This window comes from Cellulomonas sp. P4_A2 (genome assembly GCF_056402515.1).
Genome location: NZ_JBFUHG010000022.1, coordinates 115,115 through 130,886, shown reverse-complemented (window position 1 = coordinate 130,886; position 15,772 = coordinate 115,115). Strand labels below are relative to the sequence as shown.

Sequence of the window (15,772 nt, the reverse complement as noted above, 5' to 3'; positions counted from 1 at the left end):
GCCCGGACCGGCGCGGCTGCGACGGGTGCCGGCGTCCGGCGACGACCGAGGCGCAGCGCGACCAGCCCGGCCACGGCGATGCCGCCGCCGACGACCGACGCCGTGAGGAACCCGGCACCGGGCGTCGCGCGGTCGATCACGGCCCCGCACAGCGGCGCCCCGAGCGCGTTGCCGACGGTCGACATGGTGCCGCTCCAGCCCATGACCTCGCCGCGGCGCCCCTCGGGCACCAGCCGGACGAGCGTGGCGTTGATCGACGCCAGCGCGGGAGCGCACGGCAGACCCGCGACGACGACCGCGACCGCGAGCCAGAGCTGACCCTGGGCGAACGCGGCGGGGACCGTGGCCAGCGCGAGGACCGCGACGAGCACCAGCGGGGACGGCGTGCGTCGGGCCGTCCCGTGGACCAGGCCGCCGATCACCGAGCCGCCGGCCCACAGCGCGATCATCCAGCCGATGTCCGCGGAGCGGCCGGCGTCGTTGAGGGTGGCGACCAGCGACACGTCGGTGCCGACGAGGACGAACGCCGCGGCGACGCCGGCGAGCAGCACGACGATCAGCGCCGGCGTCAGCAGGCGGCCCGGCGCGACCTCGTCGGAGACCTGCACGGTGACCGCGGACCGCGTGGGCGGGTTGGCCCACATCAGCAGCAGCCCGGCCAGGACGGTCAGGGTCCCGACGACGGTCAGGGCGAACGACGTCGACACCTGGGTCGCCAGGAGCACCCCGACGACCGGCGAGAGCATGAAGGTCAGCTCGACGGCGACCGAGTCGAGGGCGAACGCGGGCCGCTGGTGGTGGATGGGCACCAGGACGGACAGCGACTGCCGCGAGACCGAGAAGACGGGCACGAGGAACAGGCCGCCGAGGAACACCGCAGCGATCAGGGCCTCGTAGGACAGGTGCGGCGCGGCGAACCAGACGGCCGACTCCACGACGACCGACGGTGCGATCGCGCGCCGGAGGCCGAACGTGTCGACCAGCCGGCCACGCCACGGCGCACCGAGCGCCATCCCGATCGTGGCCGAGCCGACGACGACGCCCGCCTGGGCGTACCCGCGACCGAGGCTGGTGACCACGTGCAGGGTGAGGACGACCCCGATCATCGCGGCCGGGATCCGGGCGATGAAGGACACGACGAAGAGACGCGCGACGCCGGGCAGGCGCAGCACAGCTCCGTAGGTCGTGGTGGGCATGTGCTCGATTGTGCGGGGTGCGCAGACCTGCTCTCGCCCTGATTTCGGTACGACCCGGACATCCGGGTACACCTGTGGCGAAGACCACACGGTCGGGCCTCCTATCCTGAACCGATGGCGCCCGACGACCCCCGACCGAGCGACGAGATGCCGACGCGCCCCGTCCCGGAGGCGCAGCCCGCGCGGGCCGACGAGGTCGGGTACGCGCACGCCGGCTGGTTCTCCGCCGGGCACCCGCTGGCCGCGCCCGTTCCGCCCCCGGCACCCGCCGCCACGACTCCGCCCGCCTCAGGCGAGCCGGTCCCCGATCCTGTGGCGCCCGGGGCACCCGCCGAGCCGGTCCCCGTGCCCGCGGCCCTCGAGGCTCCGGGCGGCCCGGCCCCGACGGCGCCTCGCCGGCGGCGCGGGGCACGGATCGCGATCGTCGTCTTGTCGGTCGTCCTGGTGCTCGTCCTCGTCGCCTCCGGGCTGCTCCTCGCCCGCATGCTCACGACGACGAGTGCGTGGGAGGACTCGAGCGCCGGGTGGGAGAAGCTGGCGAACGAGAGTGCGACGGAGCTGGCCGCGACGCAGAGCGAGCTCGCGACGACCCAGGCGGAGCTCGACACGACCACCGCGCAGCTCGCCACGGCGCAGACGCGCATCACCGACCTCGCCAACGAGAAGGCGCAGCTGGGCGACACGAGCGCGACGCAGCAGCAGCTCGCCGACTACCAGTCCCGCGTCTCGCAGGCCGCCGGCCAGGTGGCGACGGCGCTGGCCGCCTGCGTCACCGGCCAGCAGAAGCTCATCGGGTACCTCAAGGAGTCCGAGAAGTACGACGCGGCCCAGCTGACGCAGTTCGGGCAGGACGTCCAGACGCTGTGCTCGCATGCCACCGACGCGAACGCAGCGCTGCAGGCCGAGCTGACCCGATGATGCGCAGGCTCGTCGGCGCCGTCGTGGTGGTCGGCGTGCTCGCCGGGTGCAGCGCGCTGCCCGCGATGCCCGACCCGGTGCCGTCGCGCGTCGAGCCGACGATCGGTCCGGCGCCGGAGCCGACCTCGTCGGGAAACCTCTCCCCCGACGGCTTCGACACCGCCCAGCGCATCGCCGTCCGCATCCGCAACATCGGGTGCGGCGCGCTGTCGACCGGCTCGGGGTTCGCGATCGACGACCACACCGTCATCACCAACAAGCACGTCGTCGCGGACACCTCGACCCTCCAGGTCAGCACGTACGACGGGCGGGACCTGACCGGGAACGAGGCCGCCACGGCCGGTCTGGCCGATCTCGCGATCGTGCGGACGTCCGACACGCTCCCGGCGGCCCCGGAGCTCGCGGAGTCCGACGCCCAGATCGGCGACGCGGTGACCGTCGTCGGCTATCCCCTGGGGCGGGCACTGACGGTGACGCCCGGGCACGTCGTCTCACGTCAGACCGATCCGTTGAACGCCACCCTCGGGGAGGTGCTGGTGACGGACGCGCCGGTCGAGCCCGGCAGCTCCGGTTCGGCCGTCCTGGACGCCGACGGGCGTGTCGTCGGCGTGGTCTACGCGAAGGACATGAACGGGCACAGCTTTGTGGTGCCCGTGAGCACTTTGCGGTCCATGCTGGACGACGACACCGCATTCACGCCGCTGACGCCCTGCACCAGCTGACCGACCGGAGGACGACCATGGGCACACCGCGCTTCGACCCCGCGAGCCTGACGAACGCAGCGAACGACTCGATCACGGTCCGGCGCGTGTTCGGGGAGGCCTACGAGCGCGCCGGGACGCTGGTCATCCCCGTCGCGCGCGTCTGGGGTGCCACCGGCTCGGGCGCGGGCGGTGGCGAGATGGCGGTGCCGCACCACGGGGAGACCGGGGCGGTCGAGTCCGAGAAGGGGAATGAGCGCAGTGCGAGCGAGGGGCACGGCGGGGGCGGCGGGTACGCCACGCACGTCAAGGCGGTCGGCGTGTTCGTCGTCGACGACACCGGCACGCACTGGCAGCCGACCCTCGACGTCAACCGCGTGATCCTGGGCGGGCAGCTGGTCGGCGCGTTCGTGGTCTCGGTGATCGCGCTCGCCTGGGCCGTCAAGCGGCGCTAGGGAACGGGCTCAGCGCGCGGAGCGCGGCCGCAGCTCGAGCGAGTCGACGCGCTCGGCGACGAGTTCGACTCTGCCCAGAGCTGCGTTGACGCCGGCGAGGACCGCGTCGAGGCCGGTGCGGTCCAGGCCGGGCACGAGGTCGACCACCACCGCGACCTCCGCGCGCGTCCCGGGCACCGCGTCCACGGCGACGACCCCCCGCACCGGCGCGACCGCGGCGACGATCGCGTCCTTCACGGAGGCGTCGACCCCGTCCGGCCCGACCGCGGGCACCCACGTCTGCTGCTGCGCGAGCGCCCAGACGGCCGGCCGCGGGAGCAGGACGGTCGTCGGGCCGCCGGGGTCGACGACGAGGACCTCCCAGCCCTCGGTCACCGCCGAGAGCGCGGCCCGGGCGACGTCCGACGGCACCGGCCGGGCGTCCGCCCGCCACGCCGTCATCGCCGCGACGGACGTGAACACCGGCAGCGCGGTGCGACCGTCGGGAGCCTGGAGGGCGACGATGCCCGCCGAGGCCTCCTTGTCGACCGTGTGCGCGTGCCCGTCGTGCACGACGACGTCCTCGACCTCCAGCTCGGCCAGCACGGGCACCAGCACACGCGTGCCGTGCAGGGCCCCGACGACGTCGGCCACCGAACCGCTCCCGTCGCTCATCGCGCTCAGCGACGCGGCGACTGCGGGGTCGGCGGTGCCGTCGTCCCCGGCGAACGGCGACGACGGCGGCAGCTCGCGTCCGGCCACGGTCACGGCCTGCCGGCGACGTCCAGGGCCTCGGGAAGCGTGAACGCGCCCGCGTAGAGCGCCTTGCCGACGATCGAGCCCTCCACGCCCAGCGGCACGAGGGTGCGCAGCACGCGGATGTCCTCGAGGCTCGACACGCCACCGGACGCGACCACGGGGGCGTCGGTCTTCGCGCACATCTGCTTCAGGAGCTCGACGTTCGGACCGTTGAGCATGCCGTCCTTGGTCACGTCGGTGACCACGTAGCGCTCGCAGCCGACGTCCTCGAGGCGGGAGAGCACCTCCCAGAGGTCGCCCCCGTCCTTGGTCCAGCCGCGGGCCGCCAGCGTGGTGCCGCGTACGTCGAGCCCGACCGCGATCTTGTCGCCGTACTGCCCGATCATCCGCGCCGTCCACGACGGGTTCTCGAGCGCCGCGGTGCCGAGGTTCATCCGGGTCGCGCCCGTGGAGAGGGCCCACTCGACCGAGGCGTCGTCGCGGATGCCGCCGGACAGCTCGACCTTGACGCCCTTGCCCGCCAGCTCGGTGGTCACCTCGGCCAGCAGGGCCGCGTTGGTCCCGCGCCCGAAGGCGGCGTCGAGGTCGACGAGGTGGATCCACTCCGCGCCGCCGGCGTACCAGTCGAGCGCGGCAGACAACGGGTCGCCGTACCCGGTCTCGGTGCCGGCGGCGCCCTGGGTGAGCCGGACGGCCTGCCCGTCGGCGACGTCGACGGCGGGCAGCAGCTCGAGGCGTTCGGTCATGGGTGCTTCTCCTGGTTCAGCGAGGCGACCCAGCGGGTCAGGACGGTGGCGCCCGCGTCGCCCGAGAGCTCGGGTCGCAGCTGCAGCGCGGTCAGGGGGCCGTTCTCGACCGCGGCGACGAACGGCTCGTCGTGCCGCGCCCACGTGACGACGGGCGCGTTCAGGCGGGTGTCGGACGGCCAGGTCTCGAGCAGCGGGAACCGGCGGGCGGCGTAGGCGTGCGCGAAGCGGAAGGCCGCGTTCTCCAGGCCGGCGAACAGGACGGACTCCGGCGGCACCTCGACGGTCGACCAGCCGTCGTGCTCGTGCGGCTCGACGGCGCCGGGCCACTCCTCGAGGCCCTCGACACCCGGCCCGGTGAACATCGCGTGCAGCCCGACGTCGACCGCGAGGACGGCGCGTCCGCCCGCTAGCCGGCGGTCGATCACCTGGTCGGCACCGGCGGCACGGATCCCGGCCATCAGGTCGGCGAGGTCGCCGTCGCCGACGATCACCAGGCCGTCCGCGACGAGCCCGCTGCGCTTGTCCGCGCTCAGGACCGCCGACGCGCCCGCACGCTCCAGCGCGGCGACGAAGCCGGTGGCGTCGCCTGAGCCGTGGTCGAGGACGACGACGGTGGGATTCGGCACCCGGCAAAGTTACCTTCACGTCTGGGGGCGCGCGCACAGCGCCGGTCCGCGAGACGGCTCAATCGTCGGTTCTCCTGGTCCGACTGAGCCTGCGCTCCGCTACGGGCGGGTGCGCTGGCGCGCCCCCCTTCCGCTGCGCTCCGGCTCCGTCGTCGGTCGGGGCGCCCTTGAGCTCGGCGCTGATCTGGTCCGCGTCGAGGATGGCGAGCGCACCGCTGAGTGCGCCCGAGCTGAACGTGCCGTCCATGCGTGCGTCGAGCAGAGCCTCACGCTGCGCCTTGATGACGGCCAGCTGCAGCTCGAGCATCTGGTCGCTCATCGAGCGCGGCTCCTCGGCGGCGAAGTCGGCCGCGCGGCGCTCCGACACCCGTCGCATCCCCCGCAGGAGCTGCTCGTCGTAGGGCGACCCGTCGTGGCGCAGCAGCGTGGGGTCGTCGAGCATCGTCAGGGCCGCGTGCGACATCGCCTGCAGCAGCTCGGCGCGCTCCGGGTCGTTGTCGGGAGGTCCCGACGAGCCCAGGCCGAGGCGGCGGACCACCCACGGCAGCGTCCCGCCCTGCACCAGGAGGCTGCCCGCTGCGACGACGAACGCGATGAGGATGAGCAGCTCGCGCTGCGGCGTGCCCTCCGGCAGCGTCTGCGCGGCAGCGAGCGTCACCGCGCCGCGCATGCCGGCCCAGACGAGCACCACGCCCTCGCGCGCACCCAGGGGCGACGAGACCAGGTAGTCGATGTCCGCGAGCCCGCGCGTCATGCGCCGCGTCCAGTTCTGTCGCCGGCGCTCGGACCGCGGCCCCACCGACTCGTCGGCGGCGAGCGTGTCGTTGACCTGGGCGTAGCGCTCCTTCATGCGGTCGCTGGCGCCCGCCTTCTTGGTGAGCCACCAGACGAGCGGGGAGACGTACAGGCCGCGCACGACCAGCGTCAGGACGATCGCCGCGCACCCGAGCCCGACCGCGGGCCACACCGACGAGCCGCCGTCGCGCACGCCCGCCACGAGCTGTTGCAGCTCGTAGCCCATCAGCAGGAACACGGCCCCCTCGAGCAGCAGCTCGACCGTCCGCCAGTTCGACTCCTCCGCGATCCGGTCCTGCGGGCGCAGGAACCGCGGCGCCCCCTGGCCGGTCACCAGGCCGGCGACGACGGCCGCGACGAGGCCCGAGGCCCCCAGGTGCTCGGCGGGTAGGAACGCGACGAAGGGCGCGACGAACGAGACGGCCGTGTTCGCGGCGGGCTCGGGGATCGAGGCGCGCACCCGCAGGTTGAGGACACCGACGACCACCCCGATCGCGGCCGCGACCAGGACCGCGAAGACGAAGTCGCCGAGCACACCCCACAGCGAGACGGACACGGCCGTCGCCGCGATCGCCGAGCGGAGCAGGACGAGCGCGGAGGCGTCGTTGAGCAGGCTCTCGCCCTCGAGCACCGTGACCAGCCGCGACGAGACACCCAGCCGTCTGGTGATCGAGGTGGCGACGGCGTCGGTGGGGCTCACCACCGCACCGAGGGCGATGCCCGTCGCGAGGCTCAGGTCCAGCGCCCAGGAGAAGAACAGCCCGAGCCCGACGGCGCTGACGACGACGAGCACGACCGAGAGCCCGCCGATCGCGCCGAAGTCGCGCCGGAAGTCCATCCCCGGCATGGAGACCGCCGAGGAGTAGAGCAGCGGCGGCAGGACGCCCGCCAGGATCCACTCGGGCTCGATCGTCAGGTCCGGTGCACCCGGGACGAAGCTGGCGACGACACCGAGCGCGAGGAGGAGCAGCGGCGCGGCGACGCCGACCTTCGGCGCCAGCCGCGTGACCGCGACGATGCCGATGACCGCTACGACGAGGGCCGGTGCGACCTCCATGCCGGCTCCCTACTTCTTGGGCTTACCTGCTCCGGTGATCATGCGCAGCGCCTTCCAGCGCGAGATGCCCTCGGTGGGCACGACGCCGTCCAGCGACCCGACCTCGACCGAGCCGAGCAGCAGGTCCTCCAGCACGGGCGGCGCGTCCGAGAGCACGAGCCCGGGCGGCAGGTTGTCGCCCTGCTGGGCACCACCCATCCACCGGGTCGCCGTGATCTGGCCCTCGCGACGCTCCATGAGCACGATCGGCACCTGGCGCAGCAGCTGCGAGACCGCGGCGGCCGCGGCCCGGGCGGCGGCCGGCGCACGCAGGACGCCGATCGCGCCGACGTCGCTGAGCACGACGTCCGCGTCGACCTTGGCCAGCACGCACGTCGCCGCGAGCGGGGCCGCCTGCGCGACGGGCGTCAGGAGGAGTGCGACCGACGGCTCCTCGGTGGTGCCGTCGAGCAGCGACGACAGGTCGTCGGGAACCTCGAAGTCGTCGGGGAGGTCGGTCACAGCGCGCCCTTCGTCGACGGGATCCCGTCCACCCGCGGGTCCAGCTCGACCGCGAACCGCAGGGCGCGGGCCAGGGCCTTGAACTGCGCCTCGACGATGTGGTGCGGGTCGCGGCCGGCCAGCACGCGGACGTGGATGCTGAACGCGGCGTGGTGCGCGATCGACTCGAGCACGTGCCGCGTCAGCGAGCCGGTGAAGTGCCCGCCGATGAGGTGGTACTCCTGCCCGGGCGGCTCGCCGGTGTGCACGAGGTACGGGCGGCCGGAGACGTCGACCACGGCCTGCGCCAGCGCCTCGTCGAGGGGCACCGTGGCGTCGCCGAACCGCGAGATGCCGCGCTTGTCCCCGAGCGCCTGGCGAAGGGCCTGGCCGATCGTGATGGCCACGTCCTCGACCGTGTGGTGCGCGTCGATGTCGGTGTCGCCGGTCGCCCTGACCGTGAGGTCGATGAGCGAGTGCTTGCCGAGCGCGGTGAGCATGTGGTCGTAGAACGGGACCGTCGTCGAGATGTCCGTGCGACCGGTCCCGTCCAGGTCGAGCTCGACGAGCACGCTGGACTCGCTCGTCGCGCGCTCGATGCGCGCGGTGCGAGCAGTCGTCTTGGGGCTCACAACGATGCCACCTCCACCAGGGCGTCCTTGAACGCCTGCGTCTCCTGCGGCGTGCCGACCGACACGCGCAGCCATCCGTCCGGGCCGACCTCACGGATCAGGACGCCACGGTCGAGCAGACCCTGCCAGATCGCGTGCCGGTCGTCGAACACCCCGAACAGCACGAAGTTCGCGTCGGAGTCGGCGACCGTCAGCCCGCGGTCCCGCAGCCAGGTCACGAGGGCGTCGCGCTCGTCGCGCAGCGACCCGACCTGGGCCATCAGCTCGGGTGCGTGACGCAGCGCCGCGCGGGCGGTCGCCTGCGTCACGGCCGACAGGTGGTACGGCAGCCGCACCACCGTGAGCGCGTCGACGAACGCGGTCGACGCCGCGAGGTAGCCGACGCGTGCCCCGGCCAGGCCGAACGCCTTGGACATGGTGCGGCTCACGGCCAGGTGCGGGTGGTCGGCGAGCAGCTCGAGCGCCGACGGGGTGCCGGTCCGGCGGAACTCGCCGTAGGCCTCGTCGACGACGACCACGCAGCCGCCCGGCACGCGCGCCGCGGCGTCCAGCACGGCCAGGACGGTGCCGGCCGGCAAGGCGGTGCCCGTGGGGTTGTTCGGGCTGGCCAGCAGGATCACCGACGGGGCGTGCTGCGCGATCGCGGCGACGGCGACGTCCGGGTCGAGCCCGAAGTCCTCCTCGCGGCGGCCGGCCACCCAGGTGGTCGACGTGTCGCGGGCGTACTCGGGGTACATCGAGTACGTCGGCGCGAACGACAATGCGGTCCGACCGGGTCCGCCGAACGCCTGCAGGATGTGCAGCATGACCTCGTTGGACCCGTTGGCGGCCCAGACCTGCTCCGGGGCGACCGAGACGCCGGACTCGACGAGCAGGTAGTCCGCGAGCTCGGTGCGCAGCGCGACGAAGTCGCGGTCGGGGTACCGGTTCAGCCCGGTCGCGGCCTCGGCGACGGCGGCCGCGATGTCGGCGACGACCTGCTCCGAGGGGCCGTACGGGTTCTCGTTGACGTTGAGCACAACCGGCACGTCGAGGTGCGGAGCGCCGTACGGCGAGATCCCCTCGAGCTCGGGGCGCAGCGGGAGCGCCGCGGGTGCGGGACGGGCTTGTGCAGTCACGTGCCGAGTCTAGGGAACGTGCCGGTCCCGCTCCGCGGCGGTCCAGGACGCGAGCCGTTCGAGACCCTCGTCGAGTCTCACCACCGGTTCCCAGCCCAGCGCCTCCCGGGTGCGTCGCTGGTCGAACCAGTGCGCGGTCGAGAGCTGTTCGGCGACGAACCGGGTCAGGGGTGGCTCGCCGGGCAGGGGCAGCCTCGCCCACGCGGCGTCGAGCAGACCGCCGGCGGCGCGCGCGACGACCGCCGGCACGTGCCGGTGCGGAACCGGCACGCCGGAGGCCGTGCAGATGCCCGCGAGCAGCTCGACCACCGGACGCGGCTCGCCGTTGGTCACCACGTACGCCTCGCCGCACGCCTCCGCCGGCGCGGCCAGCGCGGCGACGAGCGCGTCGACCGCGTTGTCGATGTACGTCGTGTCGATGAGCGCGGCCCCGGCGCCGAGCACCGGGAGTCGCCCGGAGCGGGCACGGTCGACGATCCGGCCGACGAGCTGGGTGTCCCCCGGCCCCCAGACGACGTGCGGCCGCACGACGATCACGCGCATCCCGTGCGCGTCGTCGGCGGCGAGGGCCAGCAGCTCCGCGGCTGCCTTGGTGCGTGCGTAGCTCCCGCGCGCGTGCTCGGGGTCCGCCGGTCCGGCGCCGGCACCGGCCAGGGAGGTCCCGAGGTGCGCGACCGACGGCGACGAGACGTGCACGAACCGGGCGACGCCGGCGTCCCTCGCCGCCCGCAGCAGCCGTCGGGTGCCGCCGACGTTCACGTCCTCGTACTCGGCGAGCGGGCCGGTGATCGAGACCTTCGCCGCGAGGTGGATCACCGCCTCGCGGTCGCGCACCGCCTCCGCCACGGCGTCGTCGTCCGTGACCGAGCCGCGCACGTCCGTCGCCACGCCGGACGCGCCGCGCTGCAGGGTGCGGACGTCGTGCCCGTCGGCGACGAGCCGCGCCGCGACACCGCGCCCGAGCATGCCGCTCGCGCCGGTGACCAGCACCCGGGTCACAGGCTCGCCCGTTCCCCCGCCAGCACATTCGCCGCCCAGCCGGCGACGCGGGTCCGGTCGACCTTCGAGTTGTGCCGGACGTCCGTGGGCAGGCGTGGCGCGACCAGGACGGCCGCGACGTCGGTCGGCTCCAGGGCCTCGCGGACGCTCGCGGCCAGCACGGGATCCGCGACGAGAGCCGACGGTGACCCGGTCTCGACGACGACGACCACCTGCTCCGTCCCGCGGGGTCCCACGCCGACGACCGCCGCCGCGCGCACCCCCTCGACCGCCTGCGCCCGGTGCTCCAGCCCGACCGGCGTGACCACGCCGGACGCCGTGACGACCACGTGGGCCAGCCGGCCCTCGATCCAGAGCCGCCCGTCCGCGTCGAGATGCCCCACGTCGCCGGTCCGGTGCCAACCCGCGTCGCGCGCGGAGGCCTCCTGCGTGAGCCAGAGGCCGTCGTAGCGCTCCTTGACGTGCGGTGCCGAGACGAGGACCTCGCCCGTGACGCCCGGATCGGTCCCGGGGGCGCCGAGAGCCTCGCCGTCCGGCCCGAGGGCGCTGATCGCAATCCGTGCGCCGTGGACGGGGCGGCCGACGCAGACGCCGTCGCCGGTGCCGGCAATGCGCAGCTCGTCCAGGGAGACGTCGCTGACCAGCAGCGACTCGGTCATCCCGTACGGCGTGTGCGCGTCGGCGTTCGGCATGACCGCGACGGCAGACTCCAGCAGCTCCAGCGGCACGGGCGCTCCCGCGGACAGGAAGAGCCGCACGCCCGCGAGAGCCGCTCGATCGTGCGTCGCGAGCCCGTCCGCGGTGCGGACCACGTTGCGGAGCGCGGCAGGCGACGCGAAGACGACCGAGCCGTCGATCGCCCGCACGGCCGCGGCGAGCGCGGAGGCGGTGAGCGTGCTGGGCGAGGTCACGTCCATGTCGGGGCTCACGCTGGTGGCTCCGAGCGCGGGTCCGAGGAGCACGAACGGCGCGAACGCCGCGACCAGCGGGCTGTCGGGGCCGATGCCGTACGTGCCGCCCACCGCGTCGCGCATCGCGGCGAGCCGGCGGTGCGTGTAGGCGACGCCCTTGGCCGGCCCGGTCGAGCCCGAGGTGAACAGGATCGCCGCGTCGTCGTCGGGAGCGGGCCAGGGCAGCTCCTCCTCCCAGGACCGGCCGAGCGCGGCGACCTCGTCGAGCGACGCGGCGACGCCGAGCGCTCGACGCACGCCGGGACGCAGCGGGCCCGCGCTGATCAGAGTCGGCGCCCAGCGCAGCCAGCGGGCCGCGACCAGCGCACGCTCGATGCCGATCACGACCGTCGGCTCGGCCGCGCGCACCGCACGCGTGAGCCCCTGCACGCCGAGGCCCGCGTCCGCGACGACCACCACGGCCCCCAGGCGCAGGCACGCGTAGAGGATCGAGGTGAGGTCCACGCCCGGCGGGACGAGCAGCGCGACGCGGTCCCCCGGCTTGACCTCGTAGGCGGCCAGGCCGCGCGCCAGCTCGTCGGTCCGGGCCGCCAGGGCCCGCCAGCTGGCGCGGCGCGCGTGCGCGCCGAGCTCCACGATCGCCGTGCCGTCGTCGTCCGACCGCTCGTCGAGCGCCGCCCCGAGGGGCCGGTAGGGCGTGTCCGCCGCGGTGGGTTCCGGTCCGGGTGAGCCACCGAGGCCCAGCCCGCGCGCGTCCAGCCAGCGCAGGACTCCCCCGGCGACGTCGCGGTCCTCGACCACGAGGTGTCCGGCACCCTCGAACCGGTGCACGTCTGCGTGCGGCAGACGCTCGCGCAGGTCGCGCAGGTACCGCGCGGTGAACACGGGGTCGCGCGGACCCCACAGCAGCAGCGCGGGGACGTCGAGCCCCGCGACGCCCTCGGCGATCCGCTCGAGCTCCGGCCGGCTCGGGTGCTCCGCCGTGGCCGGGATGTCCGCGACGAACCCGCCGATCCCCTCGCGCCGGTCGGCCGACCGGTACGGCGCGCGAAAGGCGTCGGCGACCTCGGGGTCGAGACGCGGGTGCGCGATCGCGAGCGTGGTCTCGAGGAACGCCGACGTCGTCACCGTGCCGAGCGGCCGCACGGCCGGGGCCATCGCGAGGCGCAGCACGGGCGGGACGCGCTCGTCGACGGGCTGGAACACCGCCGTGTTGGTGAGCACCACGCCCGCGAGCAGGTCGCGGTGGTCGATCGCCCAGCCGAGGCTGACCAGCCCGCCCCAGTCGTGCCCGACGGTCACCACGGGACCGGTCAGCCCGAGGGCGTCGGTCAGCGCGCCGAGCTCCGCGACGCGGTCGGCGAGCCGGTGGGTGTCCCCGGTCCGCTCGGAGAAGCCCATCTCCAGCTGGTCGACCGCGATCACGCGCCACGGGCGCTCCGCGCGGGCACCCGCGGCGACCAGACGCCGCCACAGGTACGACCACGTCGGGTTGCCGTGCACGCACAGGAGCGTCCCGACGGGCTCGCCGGTGAGCGTCGCCGCGTTGTCGAGCAGGTGCCAGCCCCGGTGCGGGGTGCCGGGCACGTCGACGACGCGCGACCAGCGTGGGTCGATGCCGCCCTCGTCGAGCAGTGCCCGTGGGGGCGAGGACGCGACCGTCGGGATGGGCCGGACCGTCACCAGACGATCTCGGCCATGGCCGTGTGCAGACCGGACCCGACGCCCATGCACAGCACGCGGTCGCCGGAGCGCAGCGAGTCGGCCTGCTCGGCGAGAGTCATCGGCAGCGCGGCGGGTCCGACGTTGCCCCAGCGCGGGAACGTCGTCGGCACCTTCTCGGGGTCGAGGTTGATCGCCTCGATGATCGAGCGGGTGTGCACGGACGACACCTGGTGGGTGACCACCCGGTCGACCCCGGACCAGTCCCAGTCGTCCTGCGCCTCGTTCCAGGCGTCGACGACGAGCTCCAGGCCGCCGGCCAGCAGCCCGCCCGGGTCGGTCTTCATCCCGTCGACCCCGCCGACGCACAGCTCGTGGTGCTGGGTCGCCGAGCGCGCGACCCCGCCGATGAGCCGGTGCGCACCGGGGTGCAGGTGGGCCGGGCCGAGGACCGCGGCGGCCGCGCCGGCGCCGAGCGTCAGGGTCGCGAACTCCTCGAGGAACTGCTCGCGCGTGCTGTCCGGGCTGGACAGGCGCTCGATCGTCGCCTCCTGGGTGGGGCGCGGGTCCTCGCCGTTGACGATCACGGCGTACTGCACCTGACCGGAGTCGATGAGCTGCGCGGCGAGCGTCATGCCGTTGACGAAGCCCAGGCACGCGTTCGTCAGGTCGAAGCCGAGCGCGCTGGACGGCAGGCCCAGCCCCGAGTGGATCCGGGAGGCGACCGAGGGCTCGAGGAACGTCCGGGTGACCGACGTGTTGATCAGCAGACCCACGTCCCCGGCATCGATGCCGGCCTCGGCGAGCGCCTTGGCGCCCGCGGCGGTCGCGGCGTCGTCGAACGTCATCTTGTCGTCCCACCAGCGACGCTCGTGCACGCCCGCGACCCGGGACAGCAGCCCCTTGGGCAGGTGCAGGCGCTTGAGCGTCGACGCGAGACGCTCGTCGAACACCGTGGACGGCACCACGACCGGTGCCTCGATGCCGACGACGGCCAGGAGCGCGACGTCACGGTGGCGGAACGTCGCGTTGCCCGTCACAGGCGGTCCTCGTTTCGGCAGGGGAAGGTGTTCAGGGCACGGTCGGGAGTGCGCTCGGCGCACGACGCGGTCATCAGAATCGGGCTCGCACCGCCTCGCCGTGCGCGGGCAGACCCTCGGCGTCCGCCAGGGCCACGATGCGGTCGGCGACCTCGGCGAGGGCGTCCGCGTCGTACTCGATCACCTGCACGGCGCGCAGGAACGAGTGCACGCCCAGCCCGCTCGTGAAGTGGGCGCAGCCGCCGGTGGGCAGCACGTGGTTGGAGCCCGCCATGTAGTCCCCGAGCGAGACGGGAGACCAGGGGCCGACGAAGATCGCGCCGGCGCTGGTCACGCGCTCGGCCAGCTCTGCGGCACCGACCGTCTGGATCTCGAGGTGCTCGGCGCCGTAGGCGTTCACCACCTCGAGACCCTGCTCCAGGTCGTCGACGAGCACGATCGCGGACTGCTTGCCGCTCAGCGCGGTCATCACCCGGCCGCGGTGCTCGGTCGCGTCGACACGGTCGACCAGCTTGGCCTCGACCGAACCGGCCAGCTCGACGGACGGGGTGACCAGGACGGCCGCGGCCAGAGGGTCGTGCTCCGCCTGGGAGACCAGATCGGCGGCGACGTGCGTCGCGTCCGCGGTGCCGTCGGCGAGGATCGCGATCTCCGTGGGGCCGGCCTCGGCATCGATCCCGACGACCCCGCGCACCAGCCGCTTCGCCGCCGCCACGTACACGTTGCCCGGGCCCGTGATCACGTCGACCGGCTCGCACAGGATCGCGCCGTCGACGTCGTCGGACCCGTCCGCGCCGTACGCGAACATCGCGACCGCCTGCGCGCCGCCCACGGCGTAGACCTCGTCGACCCCGAGCAGGGCGCACGTCGCCAGCACCACCGCGTCCGGCAGGCCGCCGTCGTTCTTCTGCGGCGGCGACGCCACGGCGAGCGAGCCGACGCCCGCCTCCTGCGCCGCGACGACGTTCATCACGACGGACGACGGGTAGACCGCGAGACCGCCGGGCACGTACAGACCGACCCGGCGGACCGGGACCCAGCGCTGGCGGACCTGCGCACCGGGCACCACCTCAACCGTGAAGTTCGCCGGGCGCTGCGCCGCGTGCACGAGCCGGACGCGGCGGATCGTCTCGTCGAGCGCCGCCCGGACGTCGGGGTCGAGCGCGCCGACCGAGGCGGCGATCACGTCGGCGGGGACCCGCAGGTGCACCGGACGGACGCCGTCGAACCGCTCGGCGAGGTCACGCAGCTCCGCCGCGCCACGCTTGCGCACGTCGGCCAGGATGGGTGCGACGACCTCCGCGGCGTGCTCGACGTCGACCTCTGCACGGGGGAGCTCGTCGAGGAGCTCGCGGCGCGAGAGAGTGCGACCGCGCAGGTCGATGCGGGTGATCACGAGCCGAGTCTAAGACCGTCCCGGATCAGGGGCCTGACCACGCTCAACGTGCGGGCGTGCGCTGCGCCACACTGGTGCCATGACCAGCGTCCCCATCTCCGACGACTCCATCCGGCTCGGGCAGTTCCTCAAGCTCGCGGACCTCGCCGACTCCGGCGCCCACGCGCGTGCCCTGCTCGAGGACGGCGCCGTGACCGTGAACGGCGAGGACGAGACCCGACGCGGTCGCCAGCTCGTCAAGGGTGACGTCGTCGAGGTCGACCTGCCGGCCGGGTACAAGGAGGCGACCGTCGCCTAGC

General features: G+C 74.2%; 16 protein-coding genes. 4 read left to right on the top strand and 12 right to left on the bottom strand.

Annotated features, from left to right (window positions below; all coding sequences use genetic code 11):
• The coding region (locus tag AC1DUE_RS18165; RefSeq protein WP_477040817.1) for an MFS transporter at nt 1–1,196 on the bottom strand (1,196 nt) is incomplete at its 3' end.
• Nucleotides 1,197–1,310: 114 nt separating this feature from the next.
• Here AC1DUE_RS18165 and AC1DUE_RS18160 point away from each other — a divergent pair.
• From AC1DUE_RS18160 to AC1DUE_RS18150, 3 genes are read left to right on the top strand one after another with little or no spacing between them, the layout of a single operon-like run.
• The gene (locus AC1DUE_RS18160) at nt 1,311–2,114 is read left to right on the top strand and encodes a hypothetical protein (RefSeq protein WP_477040816.1); all 804 of its coding nucleotides are present in this window, start codon (nt 1,311–1,313) and stop codon (nt 2,112–2,114) included.
• The gene (locus AC1DUE_RS18155) at nt 2,111–2,836 is read left to right on the top strand and encodes a S1C family serine protease (RefSeq protein WP_477040815.1); all 726 of its coding nucleotides are present in this window, start codon (nt 2,111–2,113) and stop codon (nt 2,834–2,836) included. The genes AC1DUE_RS18160 and AC1DUE_RS18155 overlap by 4 nt, the downstream gene beginning before the upstream one ends.
• Before the next feature lie 17 nt (nt 2,837–2,853).
• Nucleotides 2,854–3,270: a spore germination protein GerW family protein gene (locus tag AC1DUE_RS18150; RefSeq protein WP_477040814.1), complete on the top strand. Its 417-nt coding sequence runs from the start codon at nt 2,854–2,856 to the stop codon at nt 3,268–3,270.
• A gap of 9 nt (nt 3,271–3,279) precedes the next feature.
• Here the strand turns inward: AC1DUE_RS18150 and AC1DUE_RS18145 are convergent, their stop codons facing one another.
• The 11 genes from AC1DUE_RS18145 to hisD form a co-directional block, all read right to left on the bottom strand.
• Complete coding sequence (locus AC1DUE_RS18145) at nt 3,280–4,011, bottom strand: SseB family protein (RefSeq protein WP_477040813.1); 732 nt, start codon at nt 4,009–4,011, stop codon at nt 3,280–3,282.
• A 2-nt stretch (nt 4,012–4,013) separates the two neighbouring features.
• Nucleotides 4,014–4,754, bottom strand: a complete 741-nt coding sequence (gene priA, locus AC1DUE_RS18140; protein WP_477040812.1) for a bifunctional 1-(5-phosphoribosyl)-5-((5-phosphoribosylamino)methylideneamino)imidazole-4-carboxamide isomerase/phosphoribosylanthranilate isomerase PriA — start codon at nt 4,752–4,754, stop codon at nt 4,014–4,016.
• Nucleotides 4,751–5,383, bottom strand: a complete 633-nt coding sequence (locus AC1DUE_RS18135; RefSeq protein WP_477040811.1) for a type 1 glutamine amidotransferase family protein — start codon at nt 5,381–5,383, stop codon at nt 4,751–4,753. The genes priA and AC1DUE_RS18135 overlap by 4 nt, the downstream gene beginning before the upstream one ends.
• 58 nt (nt 5,384–5,441) lie before the next feature.
• Nucleotides 5,442–7,235, bottom strand: coding sequence for a cation:proton antiporter (locus AC1DUE_RS18130; RefSeq protein WP_477040810.1), 1,794 nt, complete (start codon nt 7,233–7,235; stop codon nt 5,442–5,444).
• Between the two features lie 9 nt (nt 7,236–7,244).
• Nucleotides 7,245–7,736, bottom strand: a complete 492-nt coding sequence (locus tag AC1DUE_RS18125; protein ID WP_477040809.1) for a hypothetical protein — start codon at nt 7,734–7,736, stop codon at nt 7,245–7,247.
• A complete protein-coding gene (hisB, locus tag AC1DUE_RS18120; protein ID WP_477040808.1) occupies nt 7,733–8,347 on the bottom strand; it encodes an imidazoleglycerol-phosphate dehydratase HisB in 615 nt (204 codons plus the stop codon). Before hisB ends, AC1DUE_RS18125 begins: the two co-directional genes overlap by 4 nt.
• Nucleotides 8,344–9,465, bottom strand: a complete 1,122-nt coding sequence (locus AC1DUE_RS18115; protein ID WP_477040807.1) for a histidinol-phosphate transaminase — start codon at nt 9,463–9,465, stop codon at nt 8,344–8,346. The genes hisB and AC1DUE_RS18115 overlap by 4 nt, the downstream gene beginning before the upstream one ends.
• Nucleotides 9,466–9,474: 9 nt before the next feature.
• Nucleotides 9,475–10,464, bottom strand: a complete 990-nt coding sequence (locus AC1DUE_RS18110; protein WP_477040806.1) for an NAD-dependent epimerase/dehydratase family protein — start codon at nt 10,462–10,464, stop codon at nt 9,475–9,477.
• Nucleotides 10,461–13,058 (bottom strand): alpha/beta fold hydrolase, encoded by a 2,598-nt coding sequence (locus AC1DUE_RS18105; protein ID WP_477040805.1) that lies wholly within the window; start codon nt 13,056–13,058, stop codon nt 10,461–10,463. Before AC1DUE_RS18105 ends, AC1DUE_RS18110 begins: the two co-directional genes overlap by 4 nt.
• Nucleotides 13,055–14,077 (bottom strand): 3-oxoacyl-ACP synthase III, encoded by a 1,023-nt coding sequence (locus AC1DUE_RS18100; protein ID WP_477040804.1) that lies wholly within the window; start codon nt 14,075–14,077, stop codon nt 13,055–13,057. The genes AC1DUE_RS18105 and AC1DUE_RS18100 overlap by 4 nt, the downstream gene beginning before the upstream one ends.
• A 73-nt stretch (nt 14,078–14,150) precedes the next feature.
• Nucleotides 14,151–15,473, bottom strand: coding sequence for a histidinol dehydrogenase (hisD, locus tag AC1DUE_RS18095; protein WP_477040803.1), 1,323 nt, complete (start codon nt 15,471–15,473; stop codon nt 14,151–14,153).
• Between the two features lie 79 nt (nt 15,474–15,552).
• Here hisD and AC1DUE_RS18090 point away from each other — a divergent pair, with 79 nt between their 5' ends.
• On the top strand, nt 15,553–15,771 hold the full coding sequence (locus tag AC1DUE_RS18090) for an RNA-binding S4 domain-containing protein (protein WP_034622432.1): 219 nt from the start codon (nt 15,553–15,555) through the stop codon (nt 15,769–15,771).
• Nucleotide 15,772 lies beyond the last annotated feature (1 nt).

Bases quoted from the DNA above. Each gene is read 5' to 3' on its own strand.
- AC1DUE_RS18090 (WP_034622432.1), top strand. From the start codon at position 15,553: ATGACCAGCGTCCCCATCTCCGACGACTCCATCCGGCTCGGGCAGTTC.
- AC1DUE_RS18155 (WP_477040815.1), top strand. From the start codon at position 2,111: ATGATGCGCAGGCTCGTCGGCGCCGTCGTGGTGGTCGGCGTGCTCGCC.
- priA (WP_477040812.1), bottom strand. From the start codon at position 4,754: ATGACCGAACGCCTCGAGCTGCTGCCCGCCGTCGACGTCGCCGACGGG.
- AC1DUE_RS18150 (WP_477040814.1), top strand. From the start codon at position 2,854: ATGGGCACACCGCGCTTCGACCCCGCGAGCCTGACGAACGCAGCGAAC.
- AC1DUE_RS18160 (WP_477040816.1), top strand. From the start codon at position 1,311: ATGGCGCCCGACGACCCCCGACCGAGCGACGAGATGCCGACGCGCCCC.
- AC1DUE_RS18130 (WP_477040810.1), bottom strand. From the start codon at position 7,235: ATGGAGGTCGCACCGGCCCTCGTCGTAGCGGTCATCGGCATCGTCGCG.